Raw genomic sequence first — 21013 nt, 5'->3', positions numbered from 1 at the left:
GCGCATTTTCGCCGACCCAGCCGCTATGTATGCCGCGAACGTTTAACCCGGTTTCGTGCAGACTACGAGCATACCCTGGCCATTGCCGGCCGGGCCGGAAAAGCCATACAGATTTTTCAGGTGATCGTCGGCAGAGGGGAGGGCGTTTAAGGCTTCAAGCTCAGTTGACGAAAGCTGCTCTGCATCATCGTAAAAGCCGTCGATAGTGACGCGCCCATCAGGCGATTTCATTGGCGAGAGCAATGTCGCTACCACTCAGCAGCGCTGGGCGCGAAATTGGTGAAATGTCCTGTACAAAGAACAATGTGCCGTAGACAGTGATTTCGGCTGTTGACGTGCCTCTTTGCCCAAACCAGGCGGTCGTCTGGCCCGTGTAGTAGGTAGGACCATCACAAGAAAAGAACGCATCTGATTCAAGCAGCGCGGGATAGGATCTTACGAAACCCGCGATATGCTTTGATCTGGACTCTTCTTCCCCCTCGAGAACAAAGCGTATATTGTCTCTCAACGGCAGCTCTCAGGCTTTGACGGCATCGAGCGCCGATAGCATCGCTACGATCGGTCCTTTGTCGTCGCTGGCGCTACGGGCATAAATTCGCGAATCTTCGTCGAAGGGCTCACTCGGGGCCGGAAGCGTTAACGCAGGGTCCAAATGCCAACCGCGAGGCTGGGGCGATGCAGATGCGCCCTCGCCCTTTGGAGTCGCCTAGTTGAACCACGTATCGGACAGTCGATAGCCTTCTGGAAAGGGATCTTCCGGGTCAACGCCATAGTAGCTCACGCCGGTGAGCCACGCCCTTCCCGAGACGAGCGGAACAACGGCAGGTGTTTCGCCCACGGTAGCGGTCTCAAGAATTCGGCAATCGAACTGTGTGTCTAGGATTGACAGGTGTCGGAAAGGTTCGTCGATTACAAGATTACCCCTGGCGTGCAAAAGAGCCATCCTAGCGGAGGTTCCGGTTCCACAAGGGCACCGATCCAGACGGCCCGGCGAAACGACAACAGCGTTTTTCGACGTCTTGACGCCATCAATGATGCCAAGCGGGCCGGCGAATTCCACCTGATTAATGGTGTGGATTTCCGGATTACCGGGGTGGATTGAAGGAAGCTGGTCAGCCGCGGCAGCCTTAATCTGCTCGCCGATCTCGACTAGCTTCCGAGCTTCGCTCCGGTCCAACGTCAGCCCCAGATCGAGCGCGTCGACAATGCAATAGATCATTCCGCCGTAAGCTACGTCTACCCGCAGCGAACCGATACCCGGCACCTCGATTATGCTGTCTCGATGCATAACGAACGAGGGAATGTTCCGGAAGCTGATTTTTTTGCATTTTCCGTCTCTACACTCGGCCTCCACCTCAACAAGGCCGGCTGGGGTATCGACACGAACAAGGGTGTTAGGGCCACGCATCGGAATCACGCCCGTTTCGAGCGCTGCTGTGACCGTGCAGATCAAATTTGAACCTGACATCGGAACGAAATAGTCCGACTCCATCACAATAAGGCCGAAGTCCGCGGTGGGATCGCATGCCGGAGTGATGAGATTTACCGCGGCGTTAACACTGCCGCGTGGATCGAAGAGCAGCATGTTTCGCAGCCAGGAGCTCTCTCTCTCAAGATTTTGCATTCTTTCGAACATATTTGAACCTTTTGGGGGAAGGATACCGCCCGTAATGACGCGTCCCACCTCCCCTTCGGCATGGGCTCCCACGACTGTTATTGCCCGGTCTAGGTGCATTTCACTCTCACGTTATCGGATCGAACGGGGCCCAGGGGGGCTTTAGGAGACTCTGCGCACGATGTGGGTGGGCGAGCAGGCGTCCAATTCATAAGCTGCCTTGCGACTTGTAGAATGGATCCAGTGAAGGGTAATTTGAGGTTATGAGGCCGTCAAGTTGGCTGTGTCCATTCTTTAAGGGTGGGTCTGCGTCATTCCGGCAAATCTCGGGAGCGAAGAATGTTGAAGCTTTGCCACTGAGCTTCCGCGAGACTGATGGACCTGCGAGTTCGGTCGACGTCGATTCCCTCAAGCTCTGAGCACACACTTTCAATGACCGACAAGCAGGGGACTAGAGCCGGAAAATAGGAAGCCCCTTCAGCAGGGATCGCTATAACTAAGTCTGCGTATTGAGCAAGTTGAGACTTGGTTGAATCCGATATCAGGAGAATTTTTGCGCCGTTCCTGCGCGCAGTTTCAGCCGCGACTAGAGACGGATTATAAAGACGCCAAAACATAATAATGACGACAACATCTCTCGGGCCGCAATCCGCAAGTCCATTTGCCGCTGCTATGCTGTCATCATAGAACTCGGATCTATAACCTGCTATCCCGCAGTGATGGGCTAATATTCGACCGACGCCGCCAGAGCTCCCCCACGCTAGGATAATTCTACGATCACCGCGTGCGAGCCCTTTAGCAAATGCCTTGATTTTCTGCCGCGGGACATTCTTTCGGACGAAATTCAAATCCGCGATTTGTTGCTTGATGGTGTCGCCGAAGGCCGAACTGGTCGCTTGCTCATCGTGCAGTGTCGCAAGTTCAGGGGCCGTGAATGAGCGGATGTAACGCGCCCGGATCTCCTGACGAAACTCTGGCCAACCCGAGAACCCAAGCGCTTGTGCCGCGCGAGTCACGGTCGCCGTATTCACTTCCGCAACACGGGCCAAGTCAGCTGCCGATGTATATGCCGCGCTTGCGGGGTTCATAACAGCTGCGTTCAGCACCGCCGTTGTTCCTGGCGACAGGTGCAAATGCCTCACCCTATCGTGGATCCACCCTTCCACGGTTTGGACCGTCATTTCAGCTGCACCATTTTTTGCGGTTGACATTATCGAAAGCCGATTGCAAATGTTGTTGCAAGCGTCGCATAGAACGCCGTGACAGCGCAATACCGATAACGAGGGCCCTCGCCGATGGCAGAGAGGAGCACCTTGAGGGGAAGACATGTTGCAGTATGGATCCAATCTACAGTTGCCAGTCCTTCGCCGCTTTGGAATTCATGAAGCCGTGCAGTGAGGTGGCCATGACTCACGTCCTCACTATCCGCGATGTGGTCCGAGAGTTTTACGGAGCTCGCGTCCTGCGCGGAGTGACATTTTGCGTCGAGGCTGGCGCCATCACTGGGCTCATTGGGCCTAACGGCGCTGGCAAAACTACTCTCTTCAACGTCGTTTCTGGGCTTTTCCCGCCGACTTCCGGAAGCATCGCCTTCATTGGAGACGAGTGCGCTGGTGTGCGACCCGACCGGCTCGTTCGTCGTGGCCTAGTTCGCACATTCCAGCTGGCCCGCGGCTTTCCAAAGCTGAGTGTATTCCAACATTTGATGCTTTACGGGCCCGCTCAACCGGGTGAAGGCTTGGTTGCGGCCTTGCTGGGCACAAAGGAAAACCGTGAGAGAGAGGCGGAGCTCGCGGAGCGGGCCTGGTCGATAGCGGGACGCCTAAAGCTCCGGCATGTGATCGACAACCCCGTTACAGCTCTTTCCGGTGGCCAGAAGAAGCTCGTCGAAATAGGGCGTTCTCTGATGGCGGAGCCAAAGCTGATATTGCTCGACGAGCCCATGGCCGGCGTTAATCCGTCTCTTGCAGAAGAAATAAGCGATCATCTCCGCGTTCTAAATGCTGAGGGTATTTCAATCTGCCTAATCGAACACGACATGGCTCTAATCCGGAAGCTCTGCAAGAACGTGATCGTCATGGCCGAAGGCCAAACTCTGATGCAGGGAAGCTTCGATGCCGTCTCTGAAGACCCCAGAGTACAGGAAGCGTATCTGGGGAGGCGTCAATGAGCCTGCTGGCGGTAGACGATACTGTTGCCGGCTACGGCGCAGCTGAAAACATCCTGAAGGGTGCCTCGCTCCGCGTGGCGCCAGGCGAGATTGTCACAATTATTGGTCCGAACGGTGCGGGAAAGTCTACGCTTCTCAAAGCGGTCGCCGGCCTCGTTCCCCTCAAATCAGGGCGTATCACACTAGGGGATACCGTCCTCACTAACCTCGATCCCATGAGCCGCGCACGCGCAGGAATCGCGTTCGTGCCCCAGGAGCGAAACGTCTTCGGCGCCCTGAGCGTCGGAGAAAATCTATCGATTAGCTCATTTCTCGCACCGGCGGAGGAAGGCGCCAGGGTCACTGAAATTTACGAGCGATATCCAATGCTGAACTCGAAGCGGAAGGCGCTGGCGAGAACTCTTTCTGGAGGGCAGCGGCAGATCCTAGCTATGGCGATGGGCCTTATGGCCGGACCAAGCCTTATCTTGCTTGACGAACCCACTGCAGGGCTCTCCCCCAAAGCCGCAGAGGAGCTTTTCGACGCTATCGTCTCGCTCAATCGGGGAGGACTTCCAATACTGATGGTCGAGCAGCACGCCATCGAAGCCTTGGACATCTCTCACCGCGGCTACGTGTTGGTTTCCGGAAAAGTTGCTGCTGAAGGAGCAGGCCAAGATCTCGCGAGGGATCCTGAAATTAGACGCCTCTTCCTTGGAGGATGAGGCCGGCATCTACAACGCAATCAAAAACGAAGGGGAAGACCATGCGAAACATTATCAACTTCGACCGCCGTCAGTTTATCACTGGAGCGGGCGCCGCGCTGGCGGCAAGCCTTGCTCCAGTCGTGGCAAATGCTCAGAACTCTGGTCCTATTCGCCTAGGCGGCATTGCTCCCTTGACGGGCGGGAATAGCGTGGATGGTCCCCCTACCGCGAAAGTGATGCGTGGCCTGGTTGATGAGATCAACGCCGCCGGTGGAATAAATGGCCGGAAACTTGAGATCATCGTCGAAGATGATCAGTCGAACCCTGAAGCTGGTGTGCGGGCCGTGAGGACGTTGATTGACGTTCATAAGGTAGTGGCAGTGTGCTGCTCGGGTTCGTCGGCAGTTACGATGGCGATTGCGCCTGTTTGCTGGGAATCCAAAGTGATGCTCACGACAGTGTCGGGAGCCGACGCGATCACGCAGTTGCCCCATCAAGGATACATCCTGCGGACGCAGCCGAATACCACTTTTCAAGCGCAGCGCGTCAGCACCTATCTTTTGGAGAAAGGGGCAAAAAGGGTAGCCTTTGCGTCGGCGCCCACGCCGTTTGCGAAAACGATCTATGACGCAATGGTCAGCATCCTGAAACCTAAGGGTGTTGAGACCATGTCCCTGATTTACGACGACAAGAAGCCGACCTTCCGGTCCGAGGTCGACGAGATCATACGCTTCAAGCCTGATGCAATTTCCTTTGCAGGATATCTGCCTGACACGGTCGCGCTGCTGAAAGACATCTATCGTGCGCGTTTCTTGGGAATGAAGGTCGCATACGGATTTGCCTTCAATCAAACGGTAGTCGACGGCGTGCCGCCTGAAGTTTCTGAGGGCGTTGTCGCCATCTCGCCTTCGGCGGTCGTTGGCTCCAAGGCATTTGAAAAGGTCGCGAAACTGACCGGAATGGCGGTGCCCACGCCTTACGCGGCTCAGATTTACGACCACATCAACATTCTGGCGCTGACTTTGGCTGCATCGAAGCAAGAGCCGAGCGGCTTGCTGATCCATGATACCGTCCGAAATGTTATCCAAGCGCGCAACGGGGAAAAGGCGGACAACTTTGCCGACGGGGTGAAAATCCTCGCGAGCGGAAAGCCCCTCGACTATGATGGGGCGAGCGGGCCCTGTAATTTCAGCTCAACGGGCGACATTACCGACGCACGCTTCCGCTACGAGGAAGTCAAGGGCGGAAAGTTGACCTTGGTCTCCATTTCCTGAGGCGGATTGGTAATGACCGAGGTTTTCCAAGCGTTTTTAAACGGCTTGATGGCGGGGAGCCTATTGGCAATTCCTGCCATCGGCTTCACCACTATTTTCGCGGTCCTGCGATATCCAAGCTTTTCGATTGCCGCTTATGCGACCATTGGGGCCTTTGCGGGCTGGGCAGTTGACGCACACGTATTAGCCGGGGTTCTGCCCGCTTTGATCGTCGCTGCCATTGTTGCGGGGATGGCGGGAGTAGTGGGCGAGCGGCGCATTCTTGCGCCGCTTCTGCCCGCCGGCTCACTCATGATCGCCATTGGCTCTGTCGCATTGAACCTGGTGCTCGAAAATATCGTGCGTTTTGTCTACGGCAACGAGCTGCGAAGCTTCAATATCCCAATTGAACAGGACATCGTCTTTGGAGACTTGCGCGTAGGGCCGCTTCAAATCCGTGCGATGTTATGCGCTTGCGCACTAATGATCGCGGTCTTTGCTCTCTTGAAATTCACGCGGTTCGGACGGGCTATGCGCGCAGTCGCTGACAACGCCGACCTGGCGCGTCTAAAGGGCATCGATCCGAACAAAATCGCTAACTTCACTGTCGCCTTAAGCGCTGCATTGATTGGAATGAGCGGTGTACTGCTGGGACTAGAGACGTCCATCGACCCCTTCATCGGCAATCGCATACTGCTTGCCGTGTTTGCTGCTGCTGTCCTTGGTGGACTGGGTTCGATACCGGGCGCAGTTGCGGGGGCTCTTGCCTTGGGAATTGCTGAAGAACTCGCGCTCCTCGTCGTGCCTTCGCTGTATCGGTCGGCTGTCGGTTTTGCGGCGATTCTTCTGATGCTGACGTTCCGACCCCGTGGTCTGCTTGGCGAAAGGGCACACTGATATGCTGTCCTATTTCATTTTTATCGCCACTGTCGGCGGGATTTATGGGTTGCTCGCGCTAGGGCTAAACCTCGTCTGGGGCACCGCTGGCATGGCCAATCTCGGATTGGCAGGCTTCTTTGCGCTGGGAGGTTATGCGACCGCCGTTTTGACCGGGGCAGGGGCGCCTGTTTTCCTCGGCATGCTATTTGCCGTTGGCATTGGCATTGCTGCTGGATTGCTAGTGACCGCCGCCACGCTTCGATTGCGCGACGACTATCTAGCAATCGTGACACTCGGATTCGCTGAAGTGCTACGGCTCGTTGCGCTCAACGAGAGGTGGCTTACGAGAGGAGCAGAGGGATATTCAGGCATCCCAACACCATTCAAGCAAGAACTGGGGCCATTCGGTTTCAACGCATTTTACCTCGGCTTTGTGTTGCTCATACTGGTCATCGCGCTTCTGCTTCTCCGCCGGCTTGATGTTTCTCCCTATGGACGGGCGCTCAAGTCAATCCGGGAGGATCAAGAGCTCGCGGCATTCGCCGGTAAGCGGGTAAAGCATTTCAAATTTGTCGCATTCTCAGTTGCCGCCGCTATTTCCGCTCTTGCGGGGGCATTGTACGCTCACTTCCAATCTTATATCTCGCCCGATCACTTCCAGCCTCTGCTCACAATATACATTTTTCTCGCTGTGAGCGCGGGTGGCGTCGGCCGACCGACGGGCGTTGTCATTGGTGCGTTCGCGGTAATTTTCTACCTCGAGGCGACGCGCTTCATGGCGGGTGCGATTCCTCACATCTCTGCGGTACAGGCTGCCGCCATGCGTGAAATGCTAGTTGGTGCCGCCCTCATCGCGGTGTTGCGCTGGAAGCCCGCCGGGTTGTTTCCGGAGCAAATCCCTAAGGCAGGCTTTACAGCAACTTCACAGCAGGCAACGCGATGAGCGATGTCATTTCCCTAGCGCACGCTTTGGCCCCTGAGGGACAGCCCACGCGATTCTTCCACGCCCTGGATCATTATCTCCAGGCGTCGGTGGGGCACATCTACATGACGCTTTTGATCGTCGATGGTGATGACGTCGCTCGTGTCTATTCAAGCGATGAGAGTAACTATCCTTCAGGCGGCCGAAAGCCGATGAGGAAAACGCCTTGGGGTGACCTGGTTCTCAGGGATCATCAATGCTTTCTAGCTCGCGATCGATCAGGCGTTCGATGGGCATTCTTCGATCATGCTTTTATGGAGAGCCTCGGAGTTGGCTCAGCAATCAATGTGCCGGTCCTATATAACGGCGCGTGTTTGGGAACTCTGAATCTCAATAACGCCGAGCATCACTACGAACAGGGGCATCTGCAGATCGCTCAGGACGTAGCCCCGCTCCTAATACCCGCTTTCCTAACTTTGCAGCGGGCGCAAACGAAGGCCTGACAAGTCGTCGCGGCAGTGAGTTCTACCGCGCCTAATTGGATCCAATAAATCTACATCCAAGAAGAGGAGAGGGGATATGAGTATCAAGGCGAAGGTGCTTGCTTTAGCACTCACTGGGGTTTTAGGGCTCGCTACGAGCGCGGCGGCGAAAGAAATTCGTTACGCATCACAAGGGGACTTTAGGTCCATGGATCCTCATGGGTTCTATGAAACCTTCACCCTTGGAATGCTCGGTTCGGTTTACGAAGGCCTCGTGAGGATCAATAAGGACCTCGCGTTTGAGCCCGCCTTGGCTGAGCGCTGGGAACAAAAGGATCCGCAAACTTGGGTTTTTCACATCCGCAAGGGTGTAAAATTCCATGATGGCTCGCCGTTTACAGCCGACGACGTTGTCTTCTCTCTGAAGCGGGCCGCGGCTCCCGGCTCCGATATGAAGCCGTCGCTTGCGACGATAAAAAATGTGTCGAAGGTTGATGAGGGCACCGTCGCGATTTCGACGGATGAGCCAAACCCAATTCTGCCGAGGCAGCTTGCGTCTCTCTACATTCTCTCGGCCAAATGGGCGCTCGCTAACGGGGCGGAGGAACCGGCGGACGCTCGTCAGAATAAGGAGAATTTTGCGGGCCTCAATGCGAATGGGACTGGTCCGTTCAAGCTGGTCGAACGCCAACCTGGCCAGAAAACGGTTTTCGCAGCCAATGCAGATTGGTGGGACAAGCACACGGGTAATGTGTCGCGGATCGTGTTTACGCCTATTACAAGCCCGGCGACACGCGTCGCAGCGCTGGTAGGTGGACAGGTGGATCTGATCGAGCCTGTGCCGGTCCAGGACCTGCAGCGCTTGAAGCACACCGCGGACGTCAAGCTTTTAGAGGGGGCCGAGCTACGTACGATCCTGGTTGCATTCGACGTCAAGCGGGACGAGCTGCCCGATTCATCTGTGAAAGGAAAGAATCCACTGAAGGACAAGCGCGTCCGTCAGGCGATTGCGAAGGCGATCGACGAGCCAGCAATCGTCAAAGTGGTCATGCAAGGTGCGGCCACGCCGACCGCACTTCTCGTCGGTCCTGGCCTTCAAGGCTATTCCGAAGCTCAAAATGTCAGGGCAAAGGTCGATCTCGAAGGTGCTAGAAAGTTGCTCGCGGAAGCAGGATACGCCCAGGGCTTCGAGCTCGGATTTGATTGCCCGAATGATCGTTACGTGAACGACGAGCGCATTTGCCAGGCTATCGTTCCAATGCTTGCCAGGATTGGTGTCCGGGCAAAGCTGAATGCCCAGACAAAGTCAAAGTGGTTCGAGCTGTGGCTAAATGGCAAATCGAGCTTCTATCTCAACGGTTGGACGAGCGTCACCTACGATGCGCTGAATCCGATGATCGGCTTGCTGGCTACTCGTACGGACCAGCGTGGGACATTTAATGGCGGAGGCTACTCGAACCCCGAACTTGACCAGCTTTTATCAAAGATCCAGGTCGAGATCGACCATTCGGCCCGTACTGCTCTGGTCGACAAGGTGTGGACGATCCTGAAAGAGGACGTTCCGGTTATCCCGCTTCACCAGCAGTGGCTGGCCTGGGGACTCCACAAAAATGTCGATGCGGTGCTGATGCCTGACGGTGTCGTCCGCTTCCAGTGGGTAAAAATCAACTGAATGCATAAGACCGGCCCCGCCATGCGGGGCCGGATACCGGAGCTTTGCAATGTTCGCCAAGTTAATGCTGAAGCTCGGCGAAGGCCTCGCAGTGGTCTTCGTTGTCCTGGCAGTGGCTTTTGTCCTCTTTCAATATGCAGGCGACCCGGTCGCCGGTCTTGTCGGTCAAGACACCGATTTGGCTGCCCGCGCGGCTTTGCGGAACGCCTTGGGTTTAAATGACCCGCTGTGGGAGCAGTTTGGCCGTTACGTCTGGCGAGCATTACAGGGCGAATTAGGCTTCTCATATCAGTACAAGAAGCCCGTAATGTCGTTAATCTTCGAGCGTCTGCCGGCGACGCTCGAACTCAGTCTGCTGGCTGGGTTCGCATCTCTGGCGATTGGCCTGGCGGCTGGAGTTTTCGCAAGCATCTACCAGGGCAAGATGCGGGCGAGGGCGGTTGAGCTGGCCGCGGTTGGCGGAATTTCATTGCCGCCCTTCGTAGTTTCTCTTCTGCTGATCCTGGTTTTTGCAGCAGAGTTGAAAGTTCTTCCCGCATTCGGCCGCGGAGAGACAGTGCGCGTGGCGGGGTGGGAAACGGGCCTTCTGACAAGTAGCGGGCGATCATCGATCATTTTACCAATGCTAAGCTTGATCATATTTCAAGTAGCATTGGTCATGCGGCTCACGAGAGCGCAAATGGTTGGCATTTTGGCGAAGGATTATATCCGATTCTCGAAGGCAAGGGGTTTGCCTGACCATCTAATTTACTTGAAACACGCGCTGCGAAATGCCCTGCCTCCTGTTTTAACGGTGGCAGGTCTTCAGTTGGGGTCAATCATTGCCTTCTCGGTTGTGACGGAAACCGTTTTCCAATGGCCAGGCGTCGGACTTCTGTTCATTCAAGCGGTTACCTTCGCCGATTTTCCTCTCATGGCAGGTTACCTATTCGTCGTAAGTATTCTGTTCGTGCTGATTAACCTCATCACTGATGCTGTGGTTCTATTCGTGGATCCCCGCAGTCGTCGAGCGGGAGCTTCAAAATGAGCGTCGCCAACTCACAAGGTAATGCCGGAATTAGCTCAGGAGGGGTTTTTTTCGCGGCGAGGCGAAAAGTATTCGAACTGCAACTTCTATCATTGGAAGGTGCTGCTCTCGTGACCCTGATGGCGGTGGTTGCTTCTGCTTTCCTCATTCCACTTTTCCTGGCTTATGATCCGTCAGATCTGAGCAAAATCAACCTGATGGATGCCTTTACTCCGCCGGTTTGGCTCGGAGGGGGAAATTGGAGCCTCCCGTTCGGCGCAGACGATCAGGGGCGTGACCTGCTCGCAATGATTGTGCACGGGACCAGGACATCCCTGATCATAGCAACTCTTGCGGTTTCGCTATCAATGGTGCTCGGTGTAACAGCGGGGTTGGCAGCTAGTTATTATCGTGGCTGGCTTGAGATCGTAATACTGCGTTTGGCCGACGTTCAGCTATCATTTCCGCCTCTGCTAATTGCTCTAGTTATCGATGGCGTTTTGCATGGCATCATCAAAGATCGCGATAGCGCTCTGCTTTCAGGGACTGTTGTTGTAGCTGCGATCGCGCTCAGTGGGTGGGTACAGTATGCTCGCTCCGTGCGGGCATCTGCGCTGGTAGAGCTGCAAGGTGAATACGTTGTGGCATCACTAATATCGGGATGCTCTGTAGCAAGATGTCTATTTCTTCACGTATTGCCGAATGTATTCAGTTCAATACTTGTTCTTGGAAGTATTCAAATCGCGTCTGCTATTATCATTGAGGCGACGCTTTCGTTCCTGGGGGTGGGATTGCCTGTGACAAAGCCCTCGTTAGGTACCTTAATCAGAGTTGGCAATAATTTCCTCCTGTCTGGGCAGTGGTGGGTGTCCGTTCTGCCGGGGCTGGTGCTCGTACTGATCGTCCTTTGCTGCAATCTGGTTGGAGATTGGCTGCAAGACCGGATCGCGAGGAAATGAGCATGACCGCGGCTGCATGTCTCCGAGATTTGACTATCTCGCTCTCTACTTTCGGTGGGGACCTCCCAATCGTTGAGGAGATAAACCTAACACTTCAACGCGGAGAAATATTCGGACTAGTCGGCGAGTCGGGTGGTGGCAAGTCGGTGCTCTCATCTGCTTTCTCTGGGCTGATCGCAAAACCTCTAAATATCGCGTCAGGAGCAATTGAGGTCGATGGTCGCCCCGTGGTTCCCGGCGATCTTACGGGTTTGCGGGAGATACGAGGCCGAAAAGTCGGCATGATTTTCCAAGACCCTATGACCAGTCTAAACCCTGTATTTACAGTCGGGGATCAGCTTACAGAGACCGTGCGGCATTTGTGCGCATGCACTGTCCAGGAGGCGGCTGAACGAGCAGTTACGCTACTTGAAGAAGTAGGCATCGCTCGACCTCGGGAAAGAATGAAGGCCCTCCCGCAGGAGCTATCTGGCGGGATGCGGCAGCGCGTCGTTATTGCGTTGGCACTTGCAGGTGACCCAACCCTCCTGATCGCCGATGAGCCCACGACCGCCTTAGACGTATCCGTTCAGGCACAAGTCATGGAACTCATTCGAAAGCTCGCCGCCGATCGCGAGATGTCCGTTCTTTTTATTACCCATGACATCGCTCTCGTCGGGTCGATAGCGAACCGGATTGGGGTTCTTTATGCCGGCCGGTTGGTAGAAGTCGGCGCCATTAGCGAGGTCTTGCTGCGGCCGAAGCACCCCTACACCGCCGGGCTGCTGGCCAGCATCCCCACTATTGGCGGACCCCTCGGATCACTTCACCATGTTCCTGGCCGAGTTCCGCCGCTGGATGCCCGTTCTAGCATGTGCTCGTTCACCCCTCGGTGCGATCGAGCGCTGGACTGCTGCCTGACCAGCCCGCCGCCGGCTCGGGTGGAAGGCTGCGGCCGTCGCGTCCTATGTTGGAATCCGCTCGCCGAAGGAGCGCACGCATGAACCTCCTGGATCCGGTGCAAGTGCTAGAGCCAAGGCTAAAAGTGACTGGGCTGAGCAAACAGTTCGCGGTCGGTGGAGGTCTTTTCAAAGCGTCGAAGCGGGTCAACGCCGTAACCGACGTTTCCTTTGCAATTGGGCGAGGCGAATCCTTCGGTATCGTAGGGGAGTCCGGTTGCGGGAAAACCACGCTGGCGCGCATGATCGTTGGCATCCTGCGGCCGACAAGTGGCGAGATTATCTTATCTGGAAAAACGGTTTCGAGCGCCCATTCTACGCCTAGCGCTGGACACGGCCGCCAAATCCAGATGGTTTTCCAGAATCCGTATGCCAGTCTCGATCCCCGATGGCCGATATGGCGCAGCATCGTCGAACCAATTTCCTGCGATCCGGATCTTCGCAGCTCTCGGTCGGAGCGCCAGAATATAGCGAAAGAATTGCTGATTGCGGTTGGATTATCCGCAGGCGACGCCATGAAACTACCGGGGGCCTTTTCCGGGGGGCAACGACAGCGCATCGCTGTTGCGCGAGCTATTGCCGGTGATCCTGGTTGCATTGTTTTAGACGAGCCAACTTCGGCGCTGGACGTATCCGTGCAGGCTCAAGTCATAAACCTACTTCAGAGTTTGAGAGAGAAGAGAGATCTATCTTATCTCATGATCTCTCACAATCTTGCGGTCATGTATCATTTTGCCGATCGCATCGCTGTGATGTATTTTGGTTCAATTGTAGAAATCGGTGCTCGCGATGATGTCATGCTTGTACCAAGTCATCCATATACGCAGATGTTGCTTCGATCCGCTCCTAGGATGGACGTGATCGGAAAGCATTATGAACAAATCAGGGGCGCGCCGCCTGACAATATGACCCCAGTTCCCGGCTGTGCATTCGCTAGTCGCTGTGATCGGGCAACAGACCTCTGCCGAAGAGAGAAACCCTCACTGCGCAAAAGCCCTTCGAGCAGCGCCGCAGTGTCTTGTCACCACGTATGAGCGGTAAGGAAACCGAGATGACCATAACGATTTTCAGCAACGCTGCTGTCTTCGACGGCGAAAGCTCAGAGCTCCAGAACGGCTTGCATGTCGTCGTGGAAGGGCAACGCATTCGCGAGGTCAGCAATCGTAAAGGCCGGTTCGAAGATGCTGTCGAGATCGACTGCGGTCGACGAACCTTGATGCCGGGATTGATTGACGCTCACGTCCATGTACTGGCGACGAACGTGAACCTAGCGCCTCTTGATCGCCTGCCGAAATCTTATCTGTTTGCGCAGGCGCGCTTCATTATCGAGGATATGCTGCAGCGGGGATTTACAACCGTCCGAGACGCGGGCGGGGCAGATGCGGGTTTCGCACGCGCCGTTGAGGAGGGGTTCCTCGATGGGCCTCGAATGCTGATATCTGGAAACGCTCTGAGCCAAACTGGTGGGCACTGCGATTTACGCTCTCGCATTCCGATGCCCTTCCAGAAATCTTGGATGACAACGTCGAGCATTCTAGGTCGCATCGTGGATGGCGTTCCCGCGGTTCGGGAGGCGGCGCGTGATGAACTACGCATGGGCGCGCACCACATCAAGATCATGGCTTCGGGTGGGGCGGCATCCCCAACGGATCCCATCGCGAACACGCAATTCTCCGTCGAAGAGCTTGAGGCTATCGTCGAAGAGGCCGAAGCTTGGCAGACTTATGTCATGGCGCATGCCTACACGCCGAAGGCGATCAGTAGGGCAATTAAGGCAGGCGTCAGAACGATCGAGCATGGCAACTTGATCGACGATGAAACTGCGGTTTTGATGCGCGAACGAGGCGCCTATCTAATCCCGACGCTTATCACCAGCGATAGCCTGGTTCGGTTTGGTGACGAGCTCGGCTCCCCCGAAGAAAGCATGCGCAAAATCAGGTCCATTCGCGATAAGGGCCTCGAGGCCATCCAGATCGCGGCTCGAAACAACCTCAAAATGGGGTTCGGGACGGATATTTTGGGCACTGAGCTGCATCCGCTGCAATGTGAGGAATTCCAACTTCGAGCTAAGGTTGAGAAGCCGGTCGACACACTTAGGTCTGCAACGAGCGTCAACGCTGAGGCGCTGATGCAAAAGGGTGAAATTGGCGTCATTGCCGAGGGCGCTTTTGCAGATATCCTACTGGTGGATAAAAACCCCCTCGTCGACGCCAACACGTTTGACAGCAAGGGTTCGGCAATCGCCTTTATCATGAAGGGCGGCAAGGTTTTCAAAAACCGGCTTTAATGCGGTGATGCCGGAACGCCGCAGGCGTTCAGAGCAGATTCATTGCTCCCACCCCCTTGTTGGTGGGAGCAATCGAGTGCATATGCCGGCAAGGGGACGCGGTTGTTTTCTGATGCAGAATGTTTCGCGCCAGCAGGGGCTTGCAGCCGGGAGGTGGGCTGCGAACGGCACTTTCAGAAAATTGGCGGGAGCGGCAGGCTCCGTTGTTTGCTCATTCCTCTTTATGAGACAGGGCGATAAGTTCAGCGTACAATCGGCACGGGAGCTCCACCCCTTCGCTTAGGCTCCTCGCTCTCGCCTTATACCTTCGCTCCGAAGGTAGCCTGGCTCCCTGCCGGGTAATTGCATCGAAGACTTTCTCAGCACGAGCGATGTGAGCAGCTGCCGACAGCCCCAAGAAGCCCTCGGGGTCGATCGCTATGATCAGCTCGCCTCCTATGGGAGAGGACTTTCGGCCAGCGTCGACCTGGATCGACTCCAAACTCGTCATATCGCCGATCAAAGGGCCGCCCAGCAGCTCGATCATCATTGCGAGTGCCGAGCCCTTGTGTCCTCCGAAAGTCTGCATCGCACCGGCAAGGGCGGCTTCTGCGCTAGTGGTCGGATTTCCTTCCTTATCCAGTCCCCATCCCAGTGGGATTGGCTTATTCTCCCGATTATGAAGCTCAATTTCGCCTCTAGCCGTCGCGCTTGTGGCGAAATCAAAAACAAATGGATATCGCCCTGGTCGAGGCCAGCCAAACGCAATCGGATTGGTACCAAATACCGGCTTGGTACCGCCTGCTGGAGCAACCCAAGCATGACTTGGAGTACATGCTATCGCGACGAGGCCTCGCTCCGCCATCGCCTCGACTTCAGGCCAAAGAGCCGCGAAGTGAACGCAGTTGTTAAGAGCCAGCGCAGAAATCCCGAACTTCTTGACTTTGTCGGCCAAATGAGAAACGCCGGCTGAAAAGGCAAGCTGAGCGAACCCCCCGTGAGCGTTGACCTTTGTAAGAGCAGGCGAGGGATGCGTCACTTCAGGCACTGCATCTTTGATTACATTTCCTTGCTGTAGCGTACGGGCGCAGACAATAAGCCGATAAGCACCGTGAGACGTACAGCCATCGCGCTCACCGGCGACGACAGTGGCGGCCACCGCTTCCGCGTGATCACTGGCAAGTCCGTGAGCTTGGAGAATTTTAATCGCTAGCGTGCGGAGCTCATCGAGAGAAAGCCGCACGGGATGATGCGCGTTATCCATTTCAGCGCACCTCAGCTCAACTGAAAGCCGTGTACGAGCGGGTCGCGATCGTCCGCATATATTGTGTTGTGTCCGATCACGCGCGCCCAGCCAGCTACGCTCGGCAGGATAGCATCGACGTTGCCGACCCGCCTGGTTCCCTCCACCTTGCAGTTAAACATGGTGCCGATAATGCTTTCATGGACAAACGTGTCCCCGACGGCCAGGCGCCCGCGGGCTACCAACTGTGCCATCCTGGCCGACGATCCAGTTCCACACGGTGATCGATCGATAGCCTTGTCTCCGTAGAAAACCGCGTTGCGAGCGTTGGCTCCAGCAGCTTTAGGCTTGTCGCACCACATCACATGACTGACACCGAGAATGCGGGGATCTTCAGGATGTACGGGTGCTAGTGCGTCCTGCGCAGCTCTCCGAACGGCCGGGCTTAACCGTTTAATCTCTTCAGCTGACATGCCATCCAAGCCAGCCCAGTTCGCCTGCGGTTCAATTATGACGTAGTAATTTCCGCCATAGGCGAGATCTACAGAAATTTCACCGAGTCCTTCGATGTTCAGTATGATGTCGCGAGCATGAAGGTAACTGGGCACATTGAATAGACGAACCTCATCAACATATTGACCGTTCTTGGTGTACTCGATCTCTACTCGGCCGGCGGGCGCTTCGATCGCGATGCGCCCCTCCTGTCTGGGGATCACTAGACCCTCTTCGATCGCTGCTGTCACCGTTCCGATGGTTCCGTGTCCGCACATGGGGAGGCAGCCGCTCACCTCAATGAAGAGAACACCGACATCGCAATCTTCTCTGGATGACGGATAAAGAATTGTGCCCGACATCACGTCGTGACCGCGAGGTTCGAACATCAAAGCACGACGAACCCAATCGAAATGTCGAACAAATATGTCCCGCTTCTCTGCCATCGATACGGCTGGCAAGAGAGGGCCGCCGCCCGCGACAACCCGAACCGGATTACCGCAGGTGTGAGCGTCAACACAGAAATATGTATGGCGTGTCATGTTCTATCCCAATCACGCAAACCGAGCAGCAGAGTAGGGCGACAGATCGATCGAATCTGGCCGACCGGCAGCCACGTCTGCCACCAGGCGGCCCGTTGTTGCCGCTTGCGTCAGCCCCAGATGCCCATGGCCGAAGGCATAAATGATGTTTTTGTCTCTGCTAGCGCGGCCAATTATGGGCAAGCTATCAGGCGTGGTCGGGCGGTGTCCCGCCCAGCGGGTGCCTCCCGCCGTCTGCAAAGCTGGAAAATAGCGCTTGGCGAGCGTCAACAGAGCATCAGACCGCTTGAAGTTCGCCTCCGATTCTAAGCCACCGAATTCCGCCGCTCCGCCGATCCTCAGGCCAATTGAGAGTGGTGTGGCGACGAATTTGCGGTCTGCAAAAATCAACTCCCGAGTCAGTTGGATTCCGGGCGAGTGGAGCGTGGTGTTATATCCACGCTCACTTTCGATGGAGACCAGATCCCCAATTGTCTTAGTTAGCCGGCCTGACCAGGCGCCTGCCGCCACGACTATTCGATCAGCTTCGATGCGCCGTCCGTCCTCGCATATAATGGCTGGGCGCGAGCCTGACTGAAGCGCAGTTGCATTTCCGGGCAACATAATCACGCCACGCTCCCGAACAAGCCATTCCTTTAATGTCTCGGTGAGCGCTTTCGGATCTCTGACGTGCGACCAAGCTGGGGTGAAGACTGCGCTCTTCACAAGGGGACCGAGCGACGGCTCCATATCCCGCGCGGCTTGCCCTGACATAAGCACCGCTTCGAAGCCGTGACGCCGCTTGAGGTCCCACTCGACAGCATCTCGCGTCGGGCCATGCTCGGACTCGTAGACTGTTAGGGCGCCCTTCTGCTGTAGTTGCGACGCGAGCCCGCTCGCATCCAACATTGGAATGAGATCCGCATAGACGCGGCTGTTGAGCGCGGCCAGCGCAACCGCGATGCGTTCAACCTCTGAAGGCTTGCCCGCCTTCGAAAACCTCCAGAGCCAAGGAAGGAGCTTGACCGCATGGCGCGGCCTTACAGCTAGCGGACCGAGGGGGTCGAGAAGCCAGCCCGGCACCTTCCAGGCTAAACCGGGGACGGAGACAGGCATCACTTCCGTCACTGCCATCCCTGCCGCGTTTCCGTAAGACGCTTTGTCGCCCGCATGATCTCGATCGAGAACCGTGACCTGAAAATCGTTCGCGAGATGAAAAGCGATCGATAGGCCAATGATGCCTCCCCCGATCACGATGGCGGTTTGCTCAGTCACCTACAGCCTCTCAAACCTCGTATCAATTAAGTGTAGATTGGATCCAGAGGAGCGGTGAGTCAACGCTTCTGCGGGGAGGGGCACTCGCGACACTGAGCCTGATGATATCCAGTTGTATTGGATCAACTAGATGCAATATGGGCGCCGCTTTTGGCCGTTGCCAATCAGGCGAAGAGGGGAAGAAAATGAAGGCATCTGTTAAAGGAGCGGCCGCTCTCTTGATTCTAGCGGCTTCACCCGCCTATGCAGACAAGCTCGACGCAATCTGAACCGCCCCGGCTTCGCCGGAGGCCGTTTCATTTGAGTCATGCCGCGATGGCAGGCTCATCCAGCATCGCGTAGTAGCGTTCTTCGGCTTCGGCCGGTGGGATGTTGCCTATAGGCTCCAGCAACCGGCGATTGTTGAACCAGTCGACCCAGGTCAGTGTCGCGAACTCCACCGCTTCGAAATTACACCTTGCAGGCCAAGGTCGGTCATCAAACGCTCGACCGTGCATCGCGCAACGTCGAACCCCTCGCGCAACATCTGCCGCCAGACCTTCCGCGCGCCAAAGTTCTCCCCGAACACGCGCTCGATCTGAGGCTTCAGCTCCAGGTCCCGCCTCGCCCGAGCCGATAGCTTCCCCGGATCGGTCCGCTTGGCGACATGCTCACGGTAGGTTGACGGGGCGATCGGCAACACCTTGCAGATCGGCTCGACCCCATAGGCCCCGCGGTGATCGTCGATGAAGCCGATCATGACCGGTGTCGGCGGTCGAGCTCCGCCTGGGCAAAATACGCCGACGCCTTGCGCAGGATCTCGTTCGCCTGCCGAAGCTCCCGGTTCTCGCGTTCCAGAGCCTTGAGCTTGGCCGCCATGTCCGTCGTCAGCCCGGCCTTGCGGCCGCTGTCGACCTCGGCCTTCTTCCCCCACTCGTTCAGCGTCTGCGCCGTGCAGCCGATTTTGCCCGCAATCGACATGATCGCAGCCCAGCGCGACGGATGCTCGACCTCGTGATCCAGCACCATCCGCACCGCGCGGGCGCGCACCTCAGGCGAGAACTTGTTCGTCGTCTTGCTCGTCATAGCCCCATCCTCTCAGGAGTTGGGGCCTCCGGCGAAGCCGGGGCGGTTCATGGATATCTTCCGCTCAATCCCGCTGCTGATCCAGTTCGTGATCGCCAATTCCTCGAAATCGATCTTGAACTTGGACATATCTGCTTTCAGTGTCGGATGTATTGTGTTGGCGCTGTATACCTCCGCCTACTGCGCGGAGATTGTCCGCGGAGGTATCTTGGCGGTGCCCCCGACAACGCGCAGAGCCGCCCGCTCGCTCGGACTAACCTATAGCCAGGATCTGAGACAAATCGTCTTCCCGATCGCGATGCGTGTTTCGCTCCCAAGTTGGATAGGCCTGACCTTAGGCGTGATGAAAGATACCGCGTTGGTGCTGTGGATCGGGATTATCGAGCTGCTGCGCTCCTCGCAGATCATCGTGACCCGAATCCAAGAGCTATTGTTCGTCTTGAGCGTAGCGGGATTGATCTACTTCTTGATGAGCTTCCCGATTGCGCGCCTTGGCGCTCGTCTCGAAAGGGGATGGCGAGAAAATGATTGAACTCAAGAATGTCCGCAAATCCTTTGGTAAATTGGAAGCTTTAGAAGGCGTTAGCCTGACGGTCCAAAAAGGAGAGGTACTTTCTGTCATCGGTGGTTCCGGATCTGGAAAATCCACCATGCTGATGTGCATCAACGGCCTTGAGCCCATTCAGGGCGGAGAAATCATTGTCGATGGCATCAATGTACACGCCCGAAGCACCAATCTGAACAAGCTACGTCAGAACATCGGCATCGTGTTTCAGCAGTGGAATGCCTTTCCGCATCTTACGGTTCTTGAGAACGTAATGCTGGCGCCTCGCCAGGTGCTTGGGAAAAGTAAAAAGGATGCGGAAGAGATTGCCATAAAGCAACTCACGCACGTTGTCCTCGGCGAAAAATTGAAGGTTTATCCTTCAAACTCTCGGGCGGCCAACAGCAGCGGATGGCGATCGCTCGCGCGATGTCACCCGAATAGATGCTGTTTGATGAGGTCACATCTGCGCTCGATCCGCAGCTCGTCGGGGAAGTTTTGGATACGCTTCGCATGCTTTCGGAGGAGGGAATGACGATGATTATCGTCATGCACGAAATCCGGTTTGCCAAAGATGTATCGGATCGGGTCGCGTTTTTTCACAAGGGCCTTATGCACGAGATCGGTACGCCCGATCAGTTGATCGGTAGCCCGCAGAAGCCAGAAACGATCGATTTCCTGAAATCGACGCGCTAGGTGAAGGGGCTGCACAAGCTCTCTCAGCTGCCTGTGCAGTGCTGCTGGTACGGGGCTATCGCAAGGGTGGCATCGTAACGATCTGAGCAAAAATAGCGCGCGCTGCTGCTTGATTACCGAAGCGGATACTTATTGTTAAATATTGTGCTCCCTCCCTGCAAGATTAGAGGATACGCTAAGCTAGCGGGAAGGGGCGCATGAACTTTTCATGCTAGTCCACAGCGCTTCTGCCGAGCCAGTACCTTCATATCAGCAATGCAGGTCGCCTTGCTGCGCTTCCTACCAACGGAAGCGGCGGATCGCCATGAGATATGGCGATCCGCGCGTCG

At 56.1% G+C, this 21013-nt stretch carries 18 protein-coding genes, 2 pseudogenes and 1 other annotated feature; of the genes and pseudogenes, 14 read left to right on the top strand and 6 right to left on the bottom strand.

Going from position 1 to position 21013, the window contains the following annotated elements:
- Positions 1-706: 706 nt before the first annotated feature.
- Together FHT98_RS25575 and FHT98_RS25570 are read right to left on the bottom strand one after the other, a co-directional pair.
- Complete coding sequence (locus FHT98_RS25575) at positions 707-1735, bottom strand: proline racemase family protein (RefSeq protein ID WP_142115948.1); 1029 nt, start codon at positions 1733-1735, stop codon at positions 707-709.
- A 191-nt stretch (positions 1736-1926) separates the two neighbouring features.
- Positions 1927-2721 (bottom strand): MurR/RpiR family transcriptional regulator, encoded by a 795-nt coding sequence (locus FHT98_RS25570; protein WP_210244440.1) that lies wholly within the window; start codon positions 2719-2721, stop codon positions 1927-1929.
- A 299-nt stretch (positions 2722-3020) separates the two neighbouring features.
- Here FHT98_RS25570 and FHT98_RS25565 point away from each other — a divergent pair, with 299 nt between their 5' ends.
- The 12 genes from FHT98_RS25565 to FHT98_RS25510 all read left to right on the top strand — a co-directional run bounded on the left by FHT98_RS25565 (position 3021) and on the right by FHT98_RS25510 (position 14869).
- Positions 3021-3785 carry an ABC transporter ATP-binding protein gene (locus FHT98_RS25565; protein WP_142115946.1) on the top strand — a complete coding sequence of 255 codons (765 nt, stop codon included), beginning with the start codon at positions 3021-3023 and terminating at the stop codon, positions 3783-3785.
- On the top strand, positions 3782-4489 hold the full coding sequence (locus FHT98_RS25560; RefSeq protein WP_142115945.1) for an ABC transporter ATP-binding protein: 708 nt from the start codon (positions 3782-3784) through the stop codon (positions 4487-4489). Before FHT98_RS25565 ends, FHT98_RS25560 begins: the two co-directional genes overlap by 4 nt.
- Before the next feature lie 41 nt (positions 4490-4530).
- The gene (locus tag FHT98_RS25555) at positions 4531-5745 is read left to right on the top strand and encodes an ABC transporter substrate-binding protein (protein ID WP_185745292.1); all 1215 of its coding nucleotides are present in this window, start codon (positions 4531-4533) and stop codon (positions 5743-5745) included.
- Between the two features lie 12 nt (positions 5746-5757).
- Positions 5758-6621 carry a branched-chain amino acid ABC transporter permease gene (locus FHT98_RS25550; RefSeq protein WP_142115943.1) on the top strand — a complete coding sequence of 288 codons (864 nt, stop codon included), beginning with the start codon at positions 5758-5760 and terminating at the stop codon, positions 6619-6621.
- Between the two features lies 1 nt (position 6622).
- The gene (locus FHT98_RS25545; RefSeq protein WP_142115942.1) at positions 6623-7546 is read left to right on the top strand and encodes a branched-chain amino acid ABC transporter permease; all 924 of its coding nucleotides are present in this window, start codon (positions 6623-6625) and stop codon (positions 7544-7546) included.
- Positions 7543-8028 (top strand): GAF domain-containing protein, encoded by a 486-nt coding sequence (locus FHT98_RS25540; protein WP_142115941.1) that lies wholly within the window; start codon positions 7543-7545, stop codon positions 8026-8028. Before FHT98_RS25545 ends, FHT98_RS25540 begins: the two co-directional genes overlap by 4 nt.
- Before the next feature lie 76 nt (positions 8029-8104).
- On the top strand, positions 8105-9679 hold the full coding sequence (locus FHT98_RS25535; RefSeq protein ID WP_142115940.1) for an ABC transporter substrate-binding protein: 1575 nt from the start codon (positions 8105-8107) through the stop codon (positions 9677-9679).
- 49 nt (positions 9680-9728) lie between these two features.
- A complete protein-coding gene (locus FHT98_RS25530; RefSeq protein WP_142115939.1) occupies positions 9729-10706 on the top strand; it encodes an ABC transporter permease in 978 nt (325 codons plus the stop codon).
- Complete coding sequence (locus FHT98_RS25525; protein WP_142115938.1) at positions 10703-11644, top strand: ABC transporter permease; 942 nt, start codon at positions 10703-10705, stop codon at positions 11642-11644. Before FHT98_RS25530 ends, FHT98_RS25525 begins: the two co-directional genes overlap by 4 nt.
- A complete protein-coding gene (locus FHT98_RS25520) occupies positions 11641-12627 on the top strand; it encodes an oligopeptide/dipeptide ABC transporter ATP-binding protein (protein WP_142115937.1) in 987 nt (328 codons plus the stop codon). Before FHT98_RS25525 ends, FHT98_RS25520 begins: the two co-directional genes overlap by 4 nt.
- Positions 12624-13616 (top strand): oligopeptide/dipeptide ABC transporter ATP-binding protein, encoded by a 993-nt coding sequence (locus FHT98_RS25515; protein ID WP_185745291.1) that lies wholly within the window; start codon positions 12624-12626, stop codon positions 13614-13616. The genes FHT98_RS25520 and FHT98_RS25515 overlap by 4 nt, the downstream gene beginning before the upstream one ends.
- A 17-nt stretch (positions 13617-13633) precedes the next feature.
- Positions 13634-14869 (top strand): metal-dependent hydrolase family protein, encoded by a 1236-nt coding sequence (locus FHT98_RS25510; protein ID WP_185745290.1) that lies wholly within the window; start codon positions 13634-13636, stop codon positions 14867-14869.
- A 211-nt stretch (positions 14870-15080) separates the two neighbouring features.
- On the opposite strand, the gene FHT98_RS25505 is transcribed toward FHT98_RS25510, so the two are convergent.
- The 4 genes and pseudogenes from FHT98_RS25505 to FHT98_RS25490 form a co-directional block, all read right to left on the bottom strand.
- Complete coding sequence (locus FHT98_RS25505; protein WP_142115934.1) at positions 15081-16112, bottom strand: Ldh family oxidoreductase; 1032 nt, start codon at positions 16110-16112, stop codon at positions 15081-15083.
- Between the two features lie 11 nt (positions 16113-16123).
- Positions 16124-17125 carry a 4-hydroxyproline epimerase gene (locus FHT98_RS25500; protein WP_142115933.1) on the bottom strand — a complete coding sequence of 334 codons (1002 nt, stop codon included), beginning with the start codon at positions 17123-17125 and terminating at the stop codon, positions 16124-16126.
- Positions 17126-17137: 12 nt separating this feature from the next.
- Positions 17138-18379 (bottom strand): NAD(P)/FAD-dependent oxidoreductase, encoded by a 1242-nt coding sequence (locus FHT98_RS25495; protein ID WP_142115932.1) that lies wholly within the window; start codon positions 18377-18379, stop codon positions 17138-17140.
- A 448-nt stretch (positions 18380-18827) separates the two neighbouring features.
- Positions 18828-19444 (bottom strand): annotated as a pseudogene (locus tag FHT98_RS25490) (IS3 family transposase); the annotation flags it as partial.
- Positions 19044-19160: a sequence feature (AL1L pseudoknot), on the bottom strand. (Overlaps the previous pseudogene by 117 nt.)
- Between FHT98_RS25490 and FHT98_RS25485 the strand changes: the two are divergent.
- Together FHT98_RS25485 and FHT98_RS25480 are read left to right on the top strand one after the other, a co-directional pair.
- Positions 19434-19976: an amino acid ABC transporter permease gene (locus FHT98_RS25485; RefSeq protein ID WP_248309368.1), complete on the top strand. Its 543-nt coding sequence runs from the start codon at positions 19434-19436 to the stop codon at positions 19974-19976. The pseudogene FHT98_RS25490 and the gene FHT98_RS25485 overlap by 11 nt on opposite strands.
- A pseudogene (locus FHT98_RS25480) lies at positions 19969-20684 on the top strand (amino acid ABC transporter ATP-binding protein). Before FHT98_RS25485 ends, FHT98_RS25480 begins: the two are co-directional and overlap by 8 nt.
- Positions 20685-21013 lie beyond the last annotated feature (329 nt).

Source organism: Allobosea sp. AK1 (genome assembly GCF_006714945.1).
GTDB lineage: Bacteria > Pseudomonadota > Alphaproteobacteria > Rhizobiales > Beijerinckiaceae > Allobosea > Allobosea robiniae.
The sequence above is the reverse complement of the archived record's forward strand: the minus strand, read 5'-3'. Positions and strand labels throughout refer to the sequence as shown.